The 16,153-nt window shown below is 49.0% G+C and carries 15 protein-coding genes; 8 read left to right on the top strand and 7 right to left on the bottom strand.

All coding sequences use genetic code 11. The annotated features are described in order from the left end of the window. Positions 1-108: 108 nt before the first annotated feature. Positions 109-1,185, bottom strand: coding sequence for a 3-phosphoserine/phosphohydroxythreonine transaminase (gene serC / locus ACTTJF_RS01810; protein WP_442550500.1), 1,077 nt, complete (start codon positions 1,183-1,185; stop codon positions 109-111). Positions 1,186-1,328: 143 nt separating this feature from the next. On the opposite strand from serC, the gene ACTTJF_RS01805 reads away from it, so the two are divergent. The 8 genes from ACTTJF_RS01805 to ACTTJF_RS01770 all read left to right on the top strand — a co-directional run bounded on the left by ACTTJF_RS01805 (position 1,329) and on the right by ACTTJF_RS01770 (position 8,187). Continuing rightward, on the top strand, positions 1,329-2,747 hold the full coding sequence (locus ACTTJF_RS01805; protein WP_442550499.1) for a CHAD domain-containing protein: 1,419 nt from the start codon (positions 1,329-1,331) through the stop codon (positions 2,745-2,747). Positions 2,748-2,756: 9 nt separating this feature from the next. After that, positions 2,757-3,473 (top strand): bifunctional demethylmenaquinone methyltransferase/2-methoxy-6-polyprenyl-1,4-benzoquinol methylase UbiE, encoded by a 717-nt coding sequence (gene ubiE, locus ACTTJF_RS01800; RefSeq protein WP_442550498.1) that lies wholly within the window; start codon positions 2,757-2,759, stop codon positions 3,471-3,473. After that, positions 3,467-4,630 (top strand): exodeoxyribonuclease VII large subunit, encoded by a 1,164-nt coding sequence (gene xseA, locus ACTTJF_RS01795; protein WP_442550497.1) that lies wholly within the window; start codon positions 3,467-3,469, stop codon positions 4,628-4,630. The genes ubiE and xseA overlap by 7 nt, the downstream gene beginning before the upstream one ends. Before the next feature lie 105 nt (positions 4,631-4,735). Further along, positions 4,736-5,404, top strand: coding sequence for a CsgG/HfaB family protein (locus ACTTJF_RS01790; protein WP_346745557.1), 669 nt, complete (start codon positions 4,736-4,738; stop codon positions 5,402-5,404). 9 nt (positions 5,405-5,413) lie between these two features. After that, on the top strand, positions 5,414-5,968 hold the full coding sequence (locus ACTTJF_RS01785) for a DUF4810 domain-containing protein (RefSeq protein ID WP_442550496.1): 555 nt from the start codon (positions 5,414-5,416) through the stop codon (positions 5,966-5,968). Further along, positions 5,958-6,638 (top strand): DUF799 domain-containing protein, encoded by a 681-nt coding sequence (locus ACTTJF_RS01780; protein WP_442550495.1) that lies wholly within the window; start codon positions 5,958-5,960, stop codon positions 6,636-6,638. Before ACTTJF_RS01785 ends, ACTTJF_RS01780 begins: the two co-directional genes overlap by 11 nt. Before the next feature lie 18 nt (positions 6,639-6,656). After that, positions 6,657-7,115: a DIP1984 family protein gene (locus ACTTJF_RS01775; RefSeq protein WP_442550494.1), complete on the top strand. Its 459-nt coding sequence runs from the start codon at positions 6,657-6,659 to the stop codon at positions 7,113-7,115. Between the two features lie 391 nt (positions 7,116-7,506). Next, the gene (locus tag ACTTJF_RS01770) at positions 7,507-8,187 is read left to right on the top strand and encodes a tyrosine-protein phosphatase (protein WP_442550493.1); all 681 of its coding nucleotides are present in this window, start codon (positions 7,507-7,509) and stop codon (positions 8,185-8,187) included. Positions 8,188-8,402: 215 nt separating this feature from the next. Here the strand turns inward: ACTTJF_RS01770 and ACTTJF_RS01765 are convergent, their stop codons facing one another. From ACTTJF_RS01765 to hisC, 6 genes are all read right to left on the bottom strand, one after another. Continuing rightward, the gene (locus ACTTJF_RS01765) at positions 8,403-8,813 is read right to left on the bottom strand and encodes a Fur family transcriptional regulator (protein WP_002952362.1); all 411 of its coding nucleotides are present in this window, start codon (positions 8,811-8,813) and stop codon (positions 8,403-8,405) included. Positions 8,814-9,666: 853 nt separating this feature from the next. After that, a complete protein-coding gene (dxs, locus tag ACTTJF_RS01760; protein WP_442550531.1) occupies positions 9,667-11,514 on the bottom strand; it encodes a 1-deoxy-D-xylulose-5-phosphate synthase in 1,848 nt (615 codons plus the stop codon). Further along, positions 11,514-12,329 carry a flagellar assembly protein FliH gene (fliH, locus tag ACTTJF_RS01755; protein WP_442550492.1) on the bottom strand — a complete coding sequence of 272 codons (816 nt, stop codon included), beginning with the start codon at positions 12,327-12,329 and terminating at the stop codon, positions 11,514-11,516. Before fliH ends, dxs begins: the two co-directional genes overlap by 1 nt. Next, a complete protein-coding gene (fliG, locus tag ACTTJF_RS01750) occupies positions 12,326-13,357 on the bottom strand; it encodes a flagellar motor switch protein FliG (RefSeq protein WP_002952357.1) in 1,032 nt (343 codons plus the stop codon). The genes fliH and fliG overlap by 4 nt, the downstream gene beginning before the upstream one ends. Continuing rightward, positions 13,357-15,051 (bottom strand): flagellar basal-body MS-ring/collar protein FliF, encoded by a 1,695-nt coding sequence (gene fliF, locus ACTTJF_RS01745; RefSeq protein WP_442550491.1) that lies wholly within the window; start codon positions 15,049-15,051, stop codon positions 13,357-13,359. Before fliF ends, fliG begins: the two co-directional genes overlap by 1 nt. Further along, positions 15,052-16,152 (bottom strand): histidinol-phosphate transaminase, encoded by a 1,101-nt coding sequence (hisC, locus tag ACTTJF_RS01740; protein ID WP_442550490.1) that lies wholly within the window; start codon positions 16,150-16,152, stop codon positions 15,052-15,054. Position 16,153: the final 1 nt, after the last annotated feature.

Below are 16,153 nucleotides of genomic sequence, written 5' to 3'. Positions count from 1 at the left end.
ATTTGCGTAAAAAGCAAAATTTGACGCACCGCAGAATTTAGCAGTGGGCTTAAATTTACCAGAAAAAAGTCAAACTGGCGCGGCACGCCTCGTCAAATTTACTCCGACTTACCCGTTTTTCCTAGCAAATTCTTTCATAAACTCAGCCAAAGTCCGCACGTTTTCGATACTCACGGCGTTATATATCGAGGCTCTGATGCCGCCTACGTGACGGTGTCCTTTTAGGCCCAGCATGCCCGCACTTTCGGACTCGGAGATAAAGGCCGCCTCCAGCTCGCGGTTTGCGATGGTAAAGCTAACGTTCATCAGCGAGCGGCTATCTTTTTGCGCGTGACCTTTATAAAAACCGCCCGAACCGTCGATCGCGCCGTAAAGCAGCGCCGCCTTTTGCTCGTTGATCCGGTTTATCGCTGCTAGACCACCCTGCTCTTGTACCCAGCCTAGCGTCAAATTTAGCAGATAGATACCAAACGTCGGCGGCGTGTTGTATAGCGACGCGGCACCGGCGTGCGTGTCGTAGCGAAGCATCGTCGGAGTGCGTTCCATGCAGGCTCGCTCTAGCAGGTCCTTGCGGATTATGACGACGGTTACGCCGCTTGGGCCGGCATTTTTCTGCGCGCCGCCGTAGAGTAGCCCCACGTCCGTGAAATCAACCGGCCGCGAGAAAAAATCGCTCGACGCATCGACGACTAGCGGGGCTTTGGAGCGAGGCAGCGCGCGGTACTGCGTGCCGTAGATGGTGTTGTTCGTGCAGACGTAGCCGTATGCGGCGTCATCACTAAATTTAACCTCGGGGATGCGGTCGTATGAGGTCTCTTTGCTGCTAGCGACCACTTCGTATCTTGCGCCGACGTTTGCGGCCTCTTTGATCGCTTTGCTCGTCCAGACGCCCGTGTCGGCATACTGCGCGACGCCATTGGCGGCTAAATTTAGCGGTATCATCGCAAACTGCAAATGCGCGCCGCCTTGCAAAAATAGCACGTCAAATTCCTCGCCGATACCGTATAGTTCGCGCGCCTTTGCCATCGCGCCGTAGTGCACCTCTTCAAAAATCTTGCTTCGGTGGCTGATTTCCATTATCGAAAAGCCCTTGCCCTGATAGTCGGTGAGCTCGTTTTGCGCGCGCTCAAGTACGCTAAGAGGCAGAGCCGAAGGTCCCGCGCTAAAATTTAGCTTTCTATTCATCAAAACTCCTTTCAAATTTGAGCTGATTTTAGCGTTATTTGCGTTAAAAAATCATTTCGCGTCGCAAGGTCGGCGGCAAAAGCTCGCAAATTTTACACTTTAAGCTACCTTTTGATACAATTTTTCATATTAAGGAGCGAAATTTGATAGAGATCGAGCGTAAATTTATCCTGCGTGACGCCGCCGTCATAAACGAGCTAAAGGCCCGCGACATCGGTACCGAGCAAAAAGAGGTGACGCAAATTTACGTCAAAATCACTCCGCTTGAGGAGATTAGATTTCGCGAAGCTTCTGGCGTTTTTACTATCACGCAAAAATCTGGCATCGGTCTAGCGCGCGAGGAAAATGAGAGCGAAACGGACGCCAAAAGCTTTAAAAAAGCCCTAAAAAACGCAGTCGCCGCTCCAATAAAAAAGACGAGATTTTTATTTCGGCTTGACGGCACTGCTTGCAACGTCGATATTTTTCACGGCGCTTTAGAGGGGCTTGTGACTTTAGAGGCCGAGTTTAGCGGCGAGCGCGAGGCGACGGAGTTTAACCCGCCTGATTTTATCACCGCGCACATAGCTAGAGAAGTTACGGAGGATGAGCGCTATAAAAATAAAAATTTAGCGCTTTTTGGCCTGCCGCAAGGCAGTTTCGACGCGCAAAAGAGTATCGAAATTTTACGAAACAGCCCGGGGCTAGAGCTAAATTTACCAAGCTACATCGGCGCGATGGACGGGATGCGGACGGTGTTTTTTCAGATCTTTACGCTGCTTGGCAAGTACCTAAACGAGTACGCAAGCTCTAGCGATGCCGAGGCGCTGCATCAGATCCGCATAAATCTACGCAAAACGCGCTCTTTGCTCAAAATTTTCACTCCCGTTTTCGACCGAAAAACGGCTTGTTATTTTTTGCTAAATTTTAAAAAACTAGCCGAGCTAACTAACCAAAAGCGCGATATAGACGTATTTTGCGAGTTTTTACAAAAGCAAAAAGGCTTTGAAGCTCTAGTTAGCGAGCTAGAAAATTTAAGCAAAACTCTAGCCAAGAGCGTCCAAGCAGAGCTACAAAGCGACGAAGTGAACGAAATTTTGCGCGACTGGGAGGTATTTTTACGCGAGGGAAGCGACTTTTTTAAAGGCGAGCTAGGAGACGCGCCGATAAAAAAACTCGTCGCAAAATCCACGCGAGCTCAAATTTTACGCCTTAAAAAATCTCTCTCAAATTTGAGCCAAACCACCCAAAACGCGCAGTTTCACAAGTGTCGCATCGAGATAAAAAGACTAAGGTATCTAAGCGAGATTTTCGGCGGCGGTTTTGGCTTCCCTGCGGCTAAAAAATGCTTTAAAAAGACCAAAATTTTACAAGAAGTTTTTGGCTCGTTGCAAGACGCCGATGTCTGGCTAGGCCTGCTCGCACACGTAAAAAGCGGCGCCGAGCAAAAGCGCATAGACAAACTCCAAGCTAAAATTTACAAAAAAATCTATGAGCTGCGAAGCGAAATTTTGGACTCGAAGCCTAAAATTTTAAAAAGCCTCACAAAGCTTTCGCACGGCTTAAAAATCTACTATATCTAAAGAGAAAAAATGGAAAAACAAGAAAAAATAGTTCAGATGTTTAACGACATCGCGCCTACCTACGACCTAGCAAACCGCGTGCTGAGCATGGGCGCGGACGTGAGCTGGCGCAAGATCGCATGCAAGACGGTTCTGTCAAATTTCAAAGATTCAAGCGTAAATATCGTAGACGTTGCATGCGGCACGGGCGATATGATGGGCTTTTGGCAAAAGACGGCGGGCGAGTTTAACGCAAAAATCGAAAATCTAATAGGCGTCGATCCATCAAGCGGCATGCTAGCAGTCGCCAAGCAAAAATTCCCCGAGTTTAAATTTATCGAGGCGCTAGCGACGCAAACGACGCTTGATAGCGGCTCGGTGGACGTGCTAAGCATCAGCTACGGCATCAGAAACGTAGTCGAGCGCGAGGCCGCGCTAAGAGAGTTTAACAGAGTGCTAAAAACGGGCGGATACGTCGTAGTGCTAGAGTTTACCAAACGCAAAAAAAGCGGACTTTTAACCGGCGTTCGCGACTTTTATCTAGGTAAAATTTTGCCTAAAATAGGCGGCTTTATCTCCAAAAATAAAGAAGCCTACGAGTACCTGCCAAACTCGATCGAGGGCTTTTTAGACGCCAAAAGCTTTGCGGACGAGCTCGCTAGCGCTGGCTTTGAGATGCGCCTTTGCAAGGGCTTTTCGATGGATATTTCTACCCTTTTCATCGCGCAAAAGGCGCGTGAATGCTAAGCGTCAGCGAGCTAAACGAGCAGGCCAAAACGCTACTTGAGACGACGTTTTCCTACGTTGAGGTAGAGGGCGAGATCTCGCGGCTCGTTAAACACGGCTCGGGCCACTGGTATTTCACGCTAAAAGACGAAAAGGCCGCGATCTCGGCGGTCATTTATAAATTTAACGCCGCTAAGCTCAAATTTGACGTCGCAGACGGCATGAAAGTCGCTCTCTACGGCAAAATTTCGCTCTACTCGCCAAGCGGCAGCTATCAGTTTATAGCAACACTCATACGACCAAGCGGCGAAGGCGAGCTCGAGCTTGCATTTAAACAGCTAAAAGCCAGACTTGAGAGCGAAGGGCTTTTTGACATATCGCGCAAAAAACCGCTGCCTAAATTTCCCCGCAAGATCTCGCTAGTGACGTCAAAAACCTCCGCCGCCTTGCAAGATATGCTGCGTATCGCTTCGCAGCGCTGGGCGCTGGCTGAAATTTTAGTTTTTGACTCGCTAACGCAGGGCGAAGCCGCGCCCGCCTCGCTAATACGCGCCCTAAAAAGAGCAGATGCAAGCGGCGCGGATGCGATCGTGCTGGCGCGCGGCGGCGGCAGCAGAGAGGATCTGTGGTGCTTTAACGACGAAAATCTAGCCCGCGAGATCTACGCGGCGCGCACGCCCGTGATATCGGCCGTCGGACACGAGATTGATTACGTGATCAGCGACTTTGCGGCTGATTTTCGCGCTCCGACCCCAAGTGCGGCGATGGCTACGCTACTGCCAGATGCAGGCGAGCTAATGCAAAGCATCGACCGAGCCGTAGAGGCTATGGATGCGGCTTACTTGCGTGTTTGGGAGCGTAAATTTAACGCTCTAGCGATGATGAGAGCGAGATTTTCACAGGCGAGTTTAGAGCAAAAGATCGCTCGCAAAGAGCAAATTTTGCTAAATTTAAGGCAGGTTTTAGACGCCGCCGTACAAACTAAGCTGCTCAAATTTGAAAACGCGCTAAAACTAGCTCGCGCCGCATACGCACAGCAAGAGTCGTTTTTCGCGCAGATTTCAAATTTCGTCCGAGTACAAAAGGACGGCAAAACCGTAAATCTAAGCGAGCTAAAACCCGGCGACCGCATCGCGCTAAGCTCGGTAAACGCAAGCAAAGAGGCGGAAATTTTATAGCCAAATTTGATCCGCGGACGTAGCGGCTTAAGTTTTTGGGCGGGTTAAAAATTTTAAGCTAAAAATAGTAAGATAATAACGCAAATCAAAATTTAAAGGAGCGATATGAAAACGAACGTAAAATTTTTACTAGCTGCGTGCGCCGCGATGCTGATAACTGGCTGCGCGACTGAGCGATCTCGCGTAGTCGAAACGCCCAAAGTTCAAACCCCAAGCGCCGCCTATCAAGGACAAAAGATCGCCGTCTCGATCGGCCGCTTTAGCAACCAGTCCTCATACCAAAACGGCGTATTTTCAGACGGCGAGGACAGGCTAGGCAACCAAGCGCAAACTATCCTCATCTCAAATTTACAGCAAAGCGGGCGCTTTTCGGTGCTTGACCGCAGCAACATGCGCGCCATCAAAGAAGAAAGCGCGCTAAACAAAGAGGCGCAAAACATCAAGGGCGCAAGATACGTCATCACGGGCGACGTGACGGAGTTTGGCCGCAAAACTACGGGCGATCACCAGCTTTTTGGGATACTTGGCAAAGGCAAAACCCAAACCGCCTACGCGAAGGTAAATCTTAACGTCGTGGACGTGAAAAACTCCGAGGTGATCTACTCCACTCAGGGTGCCGGCGAGTACGAGCTCTCAAACCGCGAAGTACTGGGCTTTGGCGGTAGCGCGGGGTATGATTCGACGCTAAACGGCAAGGTGCTAAGCCTAGCCATAATCGAGGCCGTAAATAACCTAACGCGCGGGCTTGAAAGCGGCGCCTTTAACGCGAAATAAGGATAAATTTTGCGCTTTAAAACTCTAGCAAATTTCGCGCTCGCCTCCGCCGCCGCCCTGCTACTCTCTGGCTGCGCGGACGACTCGCCTAGACAGCTATACTACTGGGACGGCGCCTACACGAGCTCAGTCTACGAGTACCTAACCGAAGAGGGCGACGCGGGCGCGCAAATCGCCGCACTCGAGCAGAGCCTGCAAAAAGCCTATCAAAGAGCCGCCAAAGCTCCGCCCGGACTACACGCGCATCTAGGCTTACTCTATCTTTCGCAGGGAAACGGGGCTAAATTTAAAGCCTACGTCGAAAAAGAAGCCGAGCTTTACCCCGAGTCGCACGACTACGCAATGTTTTTGCTAAATCAAAATAGCAAAACTAAAGGCGCGGCGGGCAAATCTGCGGCAAATTTAAGCGAGCAGACGAGGGAAAAACCAGGCGCAAGCGAGCCGAATTTAAAGGGCAAAGGCTCAAATTTAGGCGAGCAGACGAGCAAGCAAAATTTAAAAAACAAGCAAGCAAAACCAGCCAAAACGAGCAAAACCGCAAAAGGAAGCCAAAATGAAAAATAAAATAAAATCAGCGCTTCTTTGCGCATTTGCGGCGCTGTTTCTTGGAGCGTGCGCAGGCTCGCAGCCCGAGGTTTACGACTATTCGGCGTTTTTACAGACCAAGCCTCGCTCGATCGTCGTCATGATGCCCACCAGCGACTCGGCCGAGATAAAGGCCTCCGCGGCGGTGCTGGCAAACGCGCTCTATCCGCTTAGCGAGGCGGGGTATTACGTATTTTCGCCCGCGCTCGTAAACGAGACCTTTAAAAACAACGGCATCTACGACGCTGGAGAGATCGCACAGATCTCTACGTACAAGCTAAAGCAGATATTCGGCGCCGACGCCGCGCTCTACCTCAACGTCGCGGACTACGGCACATCGTATATGCTGATTAGCAGCGTTACGCGCGTGAGCGTAGCGGCGACTCTAGTGGATCTAAACACGGGCGCCGTACTCTGGCAAAAAAGCGCCACCGCGGCAAACGACTCGGGTGACGGCGGCGGCAACCTCATCGGCATGCTAGTCTCTGCGCTAGTTAAACAGATCGCCGACTCGGTCTCGGACGCGAGCTTTGACCTCTCGGCGCGCGCAGACGCGATTTTGTTTAGCACCGACTGCCGAGACTGCTTGCTATACGGCCCGTATTCGCCGCATTACGGCCGGGATAGGCAGCTTGGCGGCGGAAAATAAATTTTAAAAAGGACGAAAATGAAACTAGCCGAGGCGCTGATACTGCGCGCCGACATACAAAAACGCATCGAGCAGCTAAAATCAAGACTCGCGGACAACGCAAAGGTGCAAGAGGGCGAGAATCCTAGCGAAGAGCCAAAGGCGCTGCTAGCCGAGCTGGACGCACTCACAAGCGAGCTTGAGCGGCTAATCGTTCGGATAAATTTAACCAACTGCACCGCAAAAGCGGACGGCAAGAGCCTAACCGAGCTGATCGCCAAGCGCGACGTACTCACGCTAAAAGCGGGCGCATTGCGGACTTTCGCGCAAGTCGCCGCGCAAAAAGTGGATGTTTATTCACGCAGCGAGATTAAAATCCTAAGCACGGTCGATGTCGCGGCGCTGCAAAAGCAGGTGGACGAGCTGGCTAAGCAGATCAGACAGCTTGATACGACGCTGCAAGGCGCGAACTGGCAGACCGATCTGATCGAAAGCTAAAAGCGTAAAATTTAGAAAAATTTCGGGTAAGTATCGCAAGAGGCGAGTACGAAACTCACCTGCAAAGCAGGTTTATGGCAGCGCTCGCGGAAACGGGCGCACCCCTTTTACGATTTATTTTCAGTAAATTTACAGGGGCAATGTAACTACGCAATGTAACTACCGCGTACTGATCTAGCGATACCGAGGGCGGGAACGGGGAAATTTAAAACGAAATTTTGATTTTAACGGCGCGATTTGCGGGCTTGCGGCGAAATCTAGCGGCGATTTGGGCGGATTTGACGCTCAAATTTTGCGTTAAATTAAGGCGCGCTTGCAAATTTTGCATTTTAACTGCGAGCGTCAAATTTTACAAAAATCATAAAATTTAGCCAAATTTAAAGGATGAAATTTGAAATTTAAAACCCTTGCGCTAGCGGTCGCGTTTTTCTTTGCGACCGACATAAATGCGGATCTTGCGACAGAAGCGAATTCCATAAATTTTAGAAAAACGAGCGGCGCGGAGCAAAATCTCGCGGACGCAAAAGACTCCAAATTTAAAAACGCGCATTTAAAAAGCGCAGATACCGCGGCGCACAGCACAAACTCATCGCAAAAAGTAACCCTCATCGACGAAGCGAAAAATTTCTACCGCGTGGACGAGCTGCTGTTTCGCAGCGCACAGCTTGACGGAAGCTACGCCGCAAAGCTGCGCGAGCTTGGCATCAAAAGCATCGTAAATCTGCGCCATTTTAGCAGAGGCGGCGACAAAAGGGCGTTTGGGGATCAATTTTGGCTCGCAAGCAAGCCGCTTCAAAGCTGGGAGATAAAGCCCGCACAGATCGCGGACGTCTTGCGCACCATTCGCGAGCGCCAAAAGGAGGGTGCCGTGCTCGTGCACTGCTATCACGGAGCCGATCGCACGGGGCTTGTGGTGGCGATGTACCGCGTGATCTATCAGGGCTGGAGTCTGGACGCCGCGCGTAGCGAGATGATAGACGGCGGATACGGCTTTCACTCCATGTGGCAAGATATCGCAGGCTTTTTGACGCCGCAAAACGAAGCGCTCGTAAGAGCCGAGCTTGGAATTTAGACGAAATTTTGTCCGTCCGCCAAACAATGTAGATTTTATAAAAATAAGCGCTGCGGATTTAAATCTATTTCAAATTTGCCGTATTGATGGTATTAAATTTTAGAGTCGCAAGCAAAAAATGATCTTGGTTTAGCAAGCCAAACGCAATCTTTGCTCGCGATAGCTTTGTAGCACATAAAAATTAGCTCGCCCGATCAAAAAAGCGAGCCAAAAGCCTAATGGCGGCAGTTTTTGCAGTCCTTTACAGTCACTAGCACATTCATCTTTTCGATGAAATTTCCGAGCTTTCTCTCCAAACTTTCCTTGTACTCGCTCAGCGCCTCGCAGAAGTTATAGTCCTCGACGTGTCCGCAGCTCTCGCATACGACGTGGATGTGCGGGTAGCTAAAGATGTCGTAGCGCGCCTTTTGGTTCGGCATATTGACCTCGACGACGAGCCCTTCGTCTTTGAGCATATTTAGGTTTTTATACACCGTCGCGAGCGATACGGACGGGTTTTCGGCGCAGATCTCTTCGTAAAGCTCATCGATCGTCGGGTGCGTGTGGCGATCGAGGATTTTGAGCACGCTGAGGCGCTGCGGAGTGGCTTTGAGGCCGTGATTTTTGAGAAGTTCCATATAATTCATCGTTTTTCCTGATATTTTTTAGCTAAATATACAAAAATTTTATTTAAAACTTCTTTATAGTTGGTAATATAAATTATTATTTACTAAAATTTGTGTCATTTGTAGTCAAATTTATGCTTTTTGCGAGTTTAAGCGCTATACTCACGGTAAATTTTAGACGTTTGGGCTCAAATTTACCGTGCCGAATTTAGTATTTTGGGGCATAAATTTGAAGGCTACATAAATTTGACGCTTTGCTCGCCGAATTTAAATAAAAATCCGACTTTTTAATACGGCGTAAATTTTGCTATCGATCGTCGCGACCGATCGCCGCTTATCATCGCCGCCGTAAAATTTATTTTTTGTCGGTTGCGGCGATACAGCAGCGTTTTAGATACGGCTACGTTTTTTCGCATTTTTTAGTTTTCGCTAATTACGATTTTAAATTTCTATGCCTTGCCGCACGGCTAAATTTACGATCAAAAATATGCTTAAATTTTACCTTTTTGATAAAATCCGCATATAGTCAAGCATCGGCGCCAAATTTAAGCATTTTGTAAACGGCAAAAACGAAAGTCTGCAATGTTTTTTAGCGATTTTATCCTAGGGCGCAGCGAGCAAAACAAACCTTAGCCCAAAAACCTATCGCGGCTCAAATTTAACCCAAAATCCGTAGTAAAACCAGCCCGCAAAAAAATAAACGAAGATAAAAATAAATAAAACCGGCTTGATGCGTGCAAATTTGCCTGTGCCGTTTAGGGGCGGTAAATCAAAGTAAGAGCTGCAAGAGCGGGTATAAAAAGGCTTGTTTCGCTCAGATTTTTCGCCTTTTCCGCCCAAATACGCTCGCCAAAACGCGCAAAAACGCTTCAGCTCAAATTTGATCCGCAGCCTCAGCTAAAATTTTATCGCAAATACTTGCCGCATCGATACCAAGAGCCCTTTCGACGTCGGTCGTAGCGCCGTGCGGGATAAACGCGTCGTCAAACTCAAAGCTAACGATGCGCACGTCAAAAATGCGCCGCTCCTGCAAAAACGCAGCCAAAATCTCGCCTACGCCGCCTTTTTTTGCGGTATCGGAAAAGACGTACCAAATTTTATGCTTGCGCGCGAGCTCTTGCAAAAGTTCGCCGTCAAGCGGCTTAACAAACACTAGATCAACAAGGCTCGGGTCAAATTTGCCGTCCGTTTTTTCTAGTAAAATTTTGCGCGCGGCGTTTGCCTTACCCGCGGCGTTACCGTAAGCGATAAAGGCCGCTTCGCCGCTGCCTTCGACTAAAACTTCGCCCTTGCCGAGCCTTAGCTCTCGCGCCTCAAATTCGCCCTGCGCCAGCGCAAAAGCTCCGCGCGGATAGCGAAAAGCGCAAGGCCCCTCGTGAGCGTAAGCGTAGCGCATCGCGAGCCTGAAACTATCGGCACAGCGAGGCGCGAAAATCGTCAAATTCGGGATCAAATTTAAATAGCTCACGTCAAAGGCGCCCTGATGCGTTTCGCCGTCCTCGCCGACGATGCCCGCGCGGTCCATCGCAAAAACGACGTTTAGATTCATGATCGCGCAGTCGTGCACGACCTGGTCAAACGCCCGCTGCAAAAACGTCGAATAAATCGCGATAAACGGCTTAAAGCCCTCCTTGGCCATCGCGGCCATAGAGGCGACGGCGTGCTGCTCGGCGATCGCGACGTCCCAAAACCTATCCGGAAATCTCTCCATCAAAGCGTCTATGCCCGTGCCCGTAGGCATCGCGGCGGTAACTCCGACGATATTTTTATGCTCACTAGCTAGCTCGGTCAAATTTTCCGCAAAGAGCGCGGTGGCCGATTTGGCGGCTGATTTTTTGATAGCTTCGCCACTTTGCAAATCAAACGGACTCACGCCGTGCCAGCTGGCTAGATGCCCCTCAGCCTTTTCGTAGCCTTTGCCCTTTAGCGTCTGCGCGTGCACGACGACGGGCTTTTTCATCCCTTTTGCGACGCTAAAAGCCTCGATGAGCGCCCCCACGTCGTGTCCGTTTACGGGGCCGATATACTCAAGCCCCAGCTCCTCGAAAAACATCCCGGGCGTAAAGATCCTGATACCCTCCTCCATCCTGCGCGCCATATACGCGGCGCCGTCTGGCATATAGCTCAAAAATTTCTCTACGCGGCTTTTAAACTTCTGATACAGCGGCCCGGCCATCATCTGCGAGAGGTAGTTGCTAAAGGCGCCGATGGGTTTGCTAATGCTCATTTCGTTGTCGTTTAGGACGATTACGCAAGGGTTTTTGATATCGCCCAGCTCGTTTAGTGCCTCGTACGCGATACCAGCGCTCATCGAGCCGTCGCCGATAAAGGCCACTGGGATGCGATCCTCGCCCTTTAGTTTGATCGCCTTTGACGCGCCCACTGCTAGCGAGATAGAGGTGGAGCTGTGGCCGGCGATAAAGTAGTCGTATTTGCTCTCGGAGGGCTTAGTGTAGCCGCTGATACCGCCGAATTTTCTAAGCGTGTCAAATTTATCCCAGCGTCCGGTGATTAGCTTGTGCGCGTAGCTTTGGTGGCTAACGTCAAATATAAACGGATCTTTTGCGGCATCGAAAACATAGTGCATCGCGACGATAAGCTCGACTGCGCCGATGTTTGAGCTCAGATGCCCGCCGTTTGCGCTGACGGTTTGTAAAATTTTATCTCGGAGCTTCCCGCAAAGCGCTTCGAGCTCCTGCACATTCATAGATTTTACGTCTATCATTGTCCTATTATCTTTTTGATTTTTTCTAGTCTGGCTTCGATCGTACCCTCGAGGTTGCCCACGTCGCTAAGTACGATCGCTCCGCCCGCGCTGATAGCCTCGTCGGCGGAGATTTTGACGTTTTGTCCGGAGAAATTTTCTTTGATAAACTCGTAATCTTTCGGATTTACTTTGACCTGCACCTCTTTGGCGTCTTTTATCTCGCTAAAAAGCTCCTTACAGATAGCCGCCGCGATGTTTGCCGAATTTATCGAAATCTCTTTTTTCACGACCTCTTTGGCTATATCAACTGCGGTAGCGGGCAGCTGCGCTTCGCTAGATGCGATGAGGCTTTCAAATTTAGCCGCCTGCTCTTCAAGCTTATTTATAGAGCCTAGATATCTGCTCTCAAGCGCTTTTAGCTCCTCGTCAAATTTAGCCGCCGCATCGTCTCTGCCCTGCTTTATGCCATCTTCTTTAGCACGCTGAATCTCGCTCTCTAGGCGTTTAGCGAATTCGTTTTCTTGATGTTCGATTTGCATTTGCAGCTTTATCATGCTGCCACTCATCTCGTCGGTGCGCTTTAGTAGCTCCTCGATAAAGCTAGGTTCTGGTTTAAAATGCAAGCTTTGCTCTCTTTCTTCGCTTAAATTTAAGCCCTCTTGCTCGCCGTTTAAGGCACGGTCATGTTGATGTTCGGACGCGCGGCGGGTTTCGCTCTCGTGAGCTGTGTGCACATCCTCGCTTCTTTTTTCCTGGCCTAAAATTTTAAACCGATAGTTTTCTACAAAGTGCTCTTTTGAGCGCTCGTTTGTTATTACGCTGCTTTTCATTCTATCATCTCATCGGCTTCGCCTATCTGGAATGCCCCACCCTCGGCTAGGGCTTGAACCTGTTCTACGATGCGGCGCTGCGCTTCTTCGACGTCTTTTACGCGCACCGCGCCCAAAAACTGCATCTCCTCTTTAAACGCTTCGCTAGCGCGCTGAGACATACTTGAGAGGAATTTCTCCTTGAGCGCGTCTCCGCTGCCTTTTAGCGCGACCATAAGGTCTTTTTTATCGACGTTTTTAAGTATCTCGCGGATAGCGGCTTGGTTGAGGGTGTTGATATCCTCAAACGTAAACATAAGCTCTTTGATCGTCGTAGCAAGCTTGTCGTCGATATCTTCGATGTATTCGATTGTGGCTTTTGACGCTTTTTGACCGAGGCGGTTTAATACCTCCGCCACGGCTCTTGGTCCGCCGACCTCGACCTTGTAGGACGTGAGGCTCTCTAGTTTGCCCTCGAGCACGGTTGAAACGCGCTTGATGATGGACGGGCTGATATCGCCTAAATTTGCCATCCTAACGACGACCTCGCTTCTAAGCTCATCGTTAAAAAACGAAAGTGTCTCGGCTGCGCTGGTTGAATCCATATGCGCCAAAATAAGCGCGATAGTTTGCGGATGCTCGGTCATGATAAAGTCCGCAAGCTGCTGAGGCTTGACCTTGGTAAGATAGCCGAAGCTCTTTGAGTTTTCCATACTTTTTGCGAGCTTATCGAGGATCTTTTGCGCGGTTTCCGGACCAAAGGTGCGGTATAAAATTTCTTTTGCATACTCTAAGCCGCCGCTTCTCATGTATTGATTTGACTGCATGAGAGCGTAAAATTCTTCCAAAACAGCAGCCGCTACGTTTTTATCCATACTTTTTGCGGTAGCGATATAGCGCGAAATTTCGGTTATGACGTCAACCTCCATATGAGAAAAGAGCAGAGTCGTGACATCCTCGCCCAGCTGAATAAGTAAAATAGCGATCTTTTCGGGCATAGAAAGATCGTCATACACCATCTTTTGCTGTTCGTTTAGCTTTGTTGCCATTAAAAGTCCTTACGGTTGCTAAAATCCGAGTCGTTTTTGACTAGGTCTTGTAGCAAGACGGCGATCTCCTCGCTGCGCTCTTGCACGATTAGTTTCATCTTCTCTAGCAATACGTCGTAGCGTAGATCGTCCTCGTTAAAGTTATCGCCGATACCCAGCTGCTCCTCGACCTTTTTCCTAGCGGCTTGAAATTTCTCCAGCGTATCTTCGCTATCGTCAAGCTGAATGTCGTTATCAGGGATTTCCGGCTCTTCTTCTTTGATCTCTTCAAGCATCTTAGCCATAAACGGCACGATGACTTTTTTGTAAAATACATAGAGTAAAACTGCGGCAAAAAGGTATTTTAGGATCGGCAAAAACGGCACTACGTAAAGATCGAAAAAGGACTGAACCTTGCCCGCAGGCGTCTGTCCGTCTTGACGCTGGAACTCAAAGTTGCTAACCGTAACCTCGTCGCCTCTATTTTGATCAAAGCCGATAGACTGACGAATGAGAGCGTCGATGCGCGCCAGCTGCTCTTTATCAAGCGGCACGTAGGCTACCTCTTTGGTCAGATTTCCGTTTTCGTCTTTTTTATTTTCGTACTTTCCGTCCACGACTACAGCGGCGCTTAAGCGGTTTATCTTAGCAAACTGATCCTTGACGCGCTCGACTTTTTTTGAGATTTCATAGTTTGTCGTGGATGAGCTTTTTGAGTAAAGCTCTTTCATTTTATTATCCTGCAGGCCTTCGACCGGACCGATATTGCTCACGGCTCCAGGCACGCCTTGTACTTCGGCTTCTTTACTACCTTGGCGCTTTTCTTCGACGTTTTGCTCACTTCTAGCTACGGAGTTTGGATCAAAGGTCTCGCTTTGGCTATCTTTTCTCGCGAAGTCAAAATCTATGGTGACCTTTGCTACGACCTTATCCGAGCCGCCCACGATAGGCGATAGGACATTTATGATTTTTTCTTCGAGATTGTGCTCGGCGTCGCGTTTATAGCGGATCTGTTGCGTGATCTGATCGCTATCGTATTCGCCGTCCTCTTCGCCTAGCGGTACTCCGTCCTGGCTCACGATTTTGACTTGCTCTGGCTTTAAATTTGCCACCGCGGCCGCGACCAAATTTTTAATACCCGTGATTTGTTTTAAATTTAAGCTCTGTCCGTCTTTTAAATTTAATACGATAGAGGCGCTTGGCGGAGTGGCTCGCTCGGTAAAGAGAGTTTCTTTGGGTATCGCGATGCGCACGATGGCTTTATTTATCGGCGCTAAACTTTCGATCGTGCGGGCTAGCTCGCCCTCTAAAGCGCGCTGAAATTTAACCTTCTGCTCGGCGTCTGTAGCGCCAAATTCTTGCTTATCGAAAATCTCAAATCCAACCTTGCCGTCTTTTAAAATACCAAGCGACGCGATCGAGATCCTCTCGCGGTAAACGTCCGAGTTTGGCACCAAGATAGTGCCCTCATTTAAAATTTTATACTTTACCTTATCTTTTTCAAGCTGTTGGATTATCAGCGCAGAGTCCGCAGCGGAGGTGTTTTCAAAAAGAACGCTATAGCCGTCGTAGCTTTCGTTTGAGCTTTTATAAATGCTCAAAAACACCAAAAACCCGACCACGAGCACGATCGAGCCCGCGGCGACTAGGCGCTGCCTTAGCGAGAGGTTGTGATAGACTTGGCCGATTTGCTGAACTGCGGTTTTAAAATCCATTTATTTTAAATTTTCCTCGATTTGTTTTAAAACTACGTCGTTTTGATTCGGCAGCCCGATCGTTATGCGAACCGCGTTTAATCCGTAGCCTTTTAGATCACGTAAAATTATACCTTTTTTTAACAGATTTTGAGCAAGCTCGCTCGCGTTTTGACGCTCAAATTCAAAAACGATAAAATTCGTAAAGCTAGGCAGACGCTTTATGCCGTGCTTATCGGCAAAATTTTCGTATTTTTTCATCTCCTCAAAGTTCGTCTCAAGCGTCATTTTTACGAATTCTTCGTCTTTTAGAGCTTCTATGGCTGCTTTTAGGCTAAGCGTCGTTATATTAAACGGTGCCCTTAGTTTTCCCAGCTCGTTCATCACGCTTTGCTCGCCGATACCGTATCCTACGCGCATACCGCCAAGGCCGTAAGCCTTAGAAAACGTGCCTAGATATATCGCATTTGGAAATTTGGCTATGAGGTCTCGAGGCTTTATCTCTTTTTTCGCGTCTTTAAATTTAGCAAACTCCTGATACGCGCCGTCGACAACCACGAGCGTGTCGGCATCGATTTGCTCTAAAAATTTATAAATTTCCTCGGCGTCTAGGCAGCCTCCGAGAGGGTTATTTGGCACGCATAAAAATATCACGCCGATCTCGTCTTTGTTCGCCTTATAAATTTGCAAAAACTCGCCTAGATCATGCTCTTTGCTCTTTGTTTTAAAGACCTTCGCGCCCGCTGCTTTAGCGTAAATTTCATACATAGCAAATGTTATGCCCGCGGTCAAAATTCCCTTGTTCGAGTTTGCTTTTGCATGCACGGCAAATTCTATTATCTGATCGCTTCCAGAGCCTATTACGATAGATTTTTCGCCGACGCCGAATTTGCTCGCTAGCGCAGCCTTTAGCTCGAAGTAACTATCATCGGGATAAAGGTGCATTTTATTTACTATCTCGCTGACTGCTTTTACTACCGCAGGGCTCGTGCCGTACGGGTTTTCGTTGCTGGCTAGCTTGATGACGTCTTTGGCGTCGATGCCGTATTCGCGCACGACTAGCTCGATAGGCTTGCCCGCCTCGTAGCTCACTAGATTTGCCAAATTTTCGTTAAATTTCATC

It is taken from the genome of Campylobacter sp. (genome assembly GCF_052170435.1).
Taxonomy (GTDB): domain Bacteria; phylum Campylobacterota; class Campylobacteria; order Campylobacterales; family Campylobacteraceae; genus Campylobacter_A.
Note: the sequence above shows the minus strand (reverse complement) of the source record. Positions and strands in the feature narration are given on the sequence as shown.

Coding starts and splice junctions, on each gene's coding strand:
- serC (WP_442550500.1), bottom strand. CDS start 1,185: ATGAATAGAAAGCTAAATTTTAGCGCGGGACCTTCGGCTCTGCCTCTT.
- ubiE (WP_442550498.1), top strand. CDS start 2,757: ATGGAAAAACAAGAAAAAATAGTTCAGATGTTTAACGACATCGCGCCT.
- xseA (WP_442550497.1), top strand. CDS start 3,467: ATGCTAAGCGTCAGCGAGCTAAACGAGCAGGCCAAAACGCTACTTGAG.
- ACTTJF_RS01790 (WP_346745557.1), top strand. CDS start 4,736: ATGAAAACGAACGTAAAATTTTTACTAGCTGCGTGCGCCGCGATGCTG.
- ACTTJF_RS01780 (WP_442550495.1), top strand. CDS start 5,958: ATGAAAAATAAAATAAAATCAGCGCTTCTTTGCGCATTTGCGGCGCTG.
- ACTTJF_RS01775 (WP_442550494.1), top strand. CDS start 6,657: ATGAAACTAGCCGAGGCGCTGATACTGCGCGCCGACATACAAAAACGC.
- ACTTJF_RS01765 (WP_002952362.1), bottom strand. CDS start 8,813: ATGAATTATATGGAACTTCTCAAAAATCACGGCCTCAAAGCCACTCCG.
- fliH (WP_442550492.1), bottom strand. CDS start 12,329: ATGAAAAGCAGCGTAATAACAAACGAGCGCTCAAAAGAGCACTTTGTA.
- fliG (WP_002952357.1), bottom strand. CDS start 13,357: ATGGCAACAAAGCTAAACGAACAGCAAAAGATGGTGTATGACGATCTT.
- fliF (WP_442550491.1), bottom strand. CDS start 15,051: ATGGATTTTAAAACCGCAGTTCAGCAAATCGGCCAAGTCTATCACAAC.
- hisC (WP_442550490.1), bottom strand. CDS start 16,152: ATGAAATTTAACGAAAATTTGGCAAATCTAGTGAGCTACGAGGCGGGC.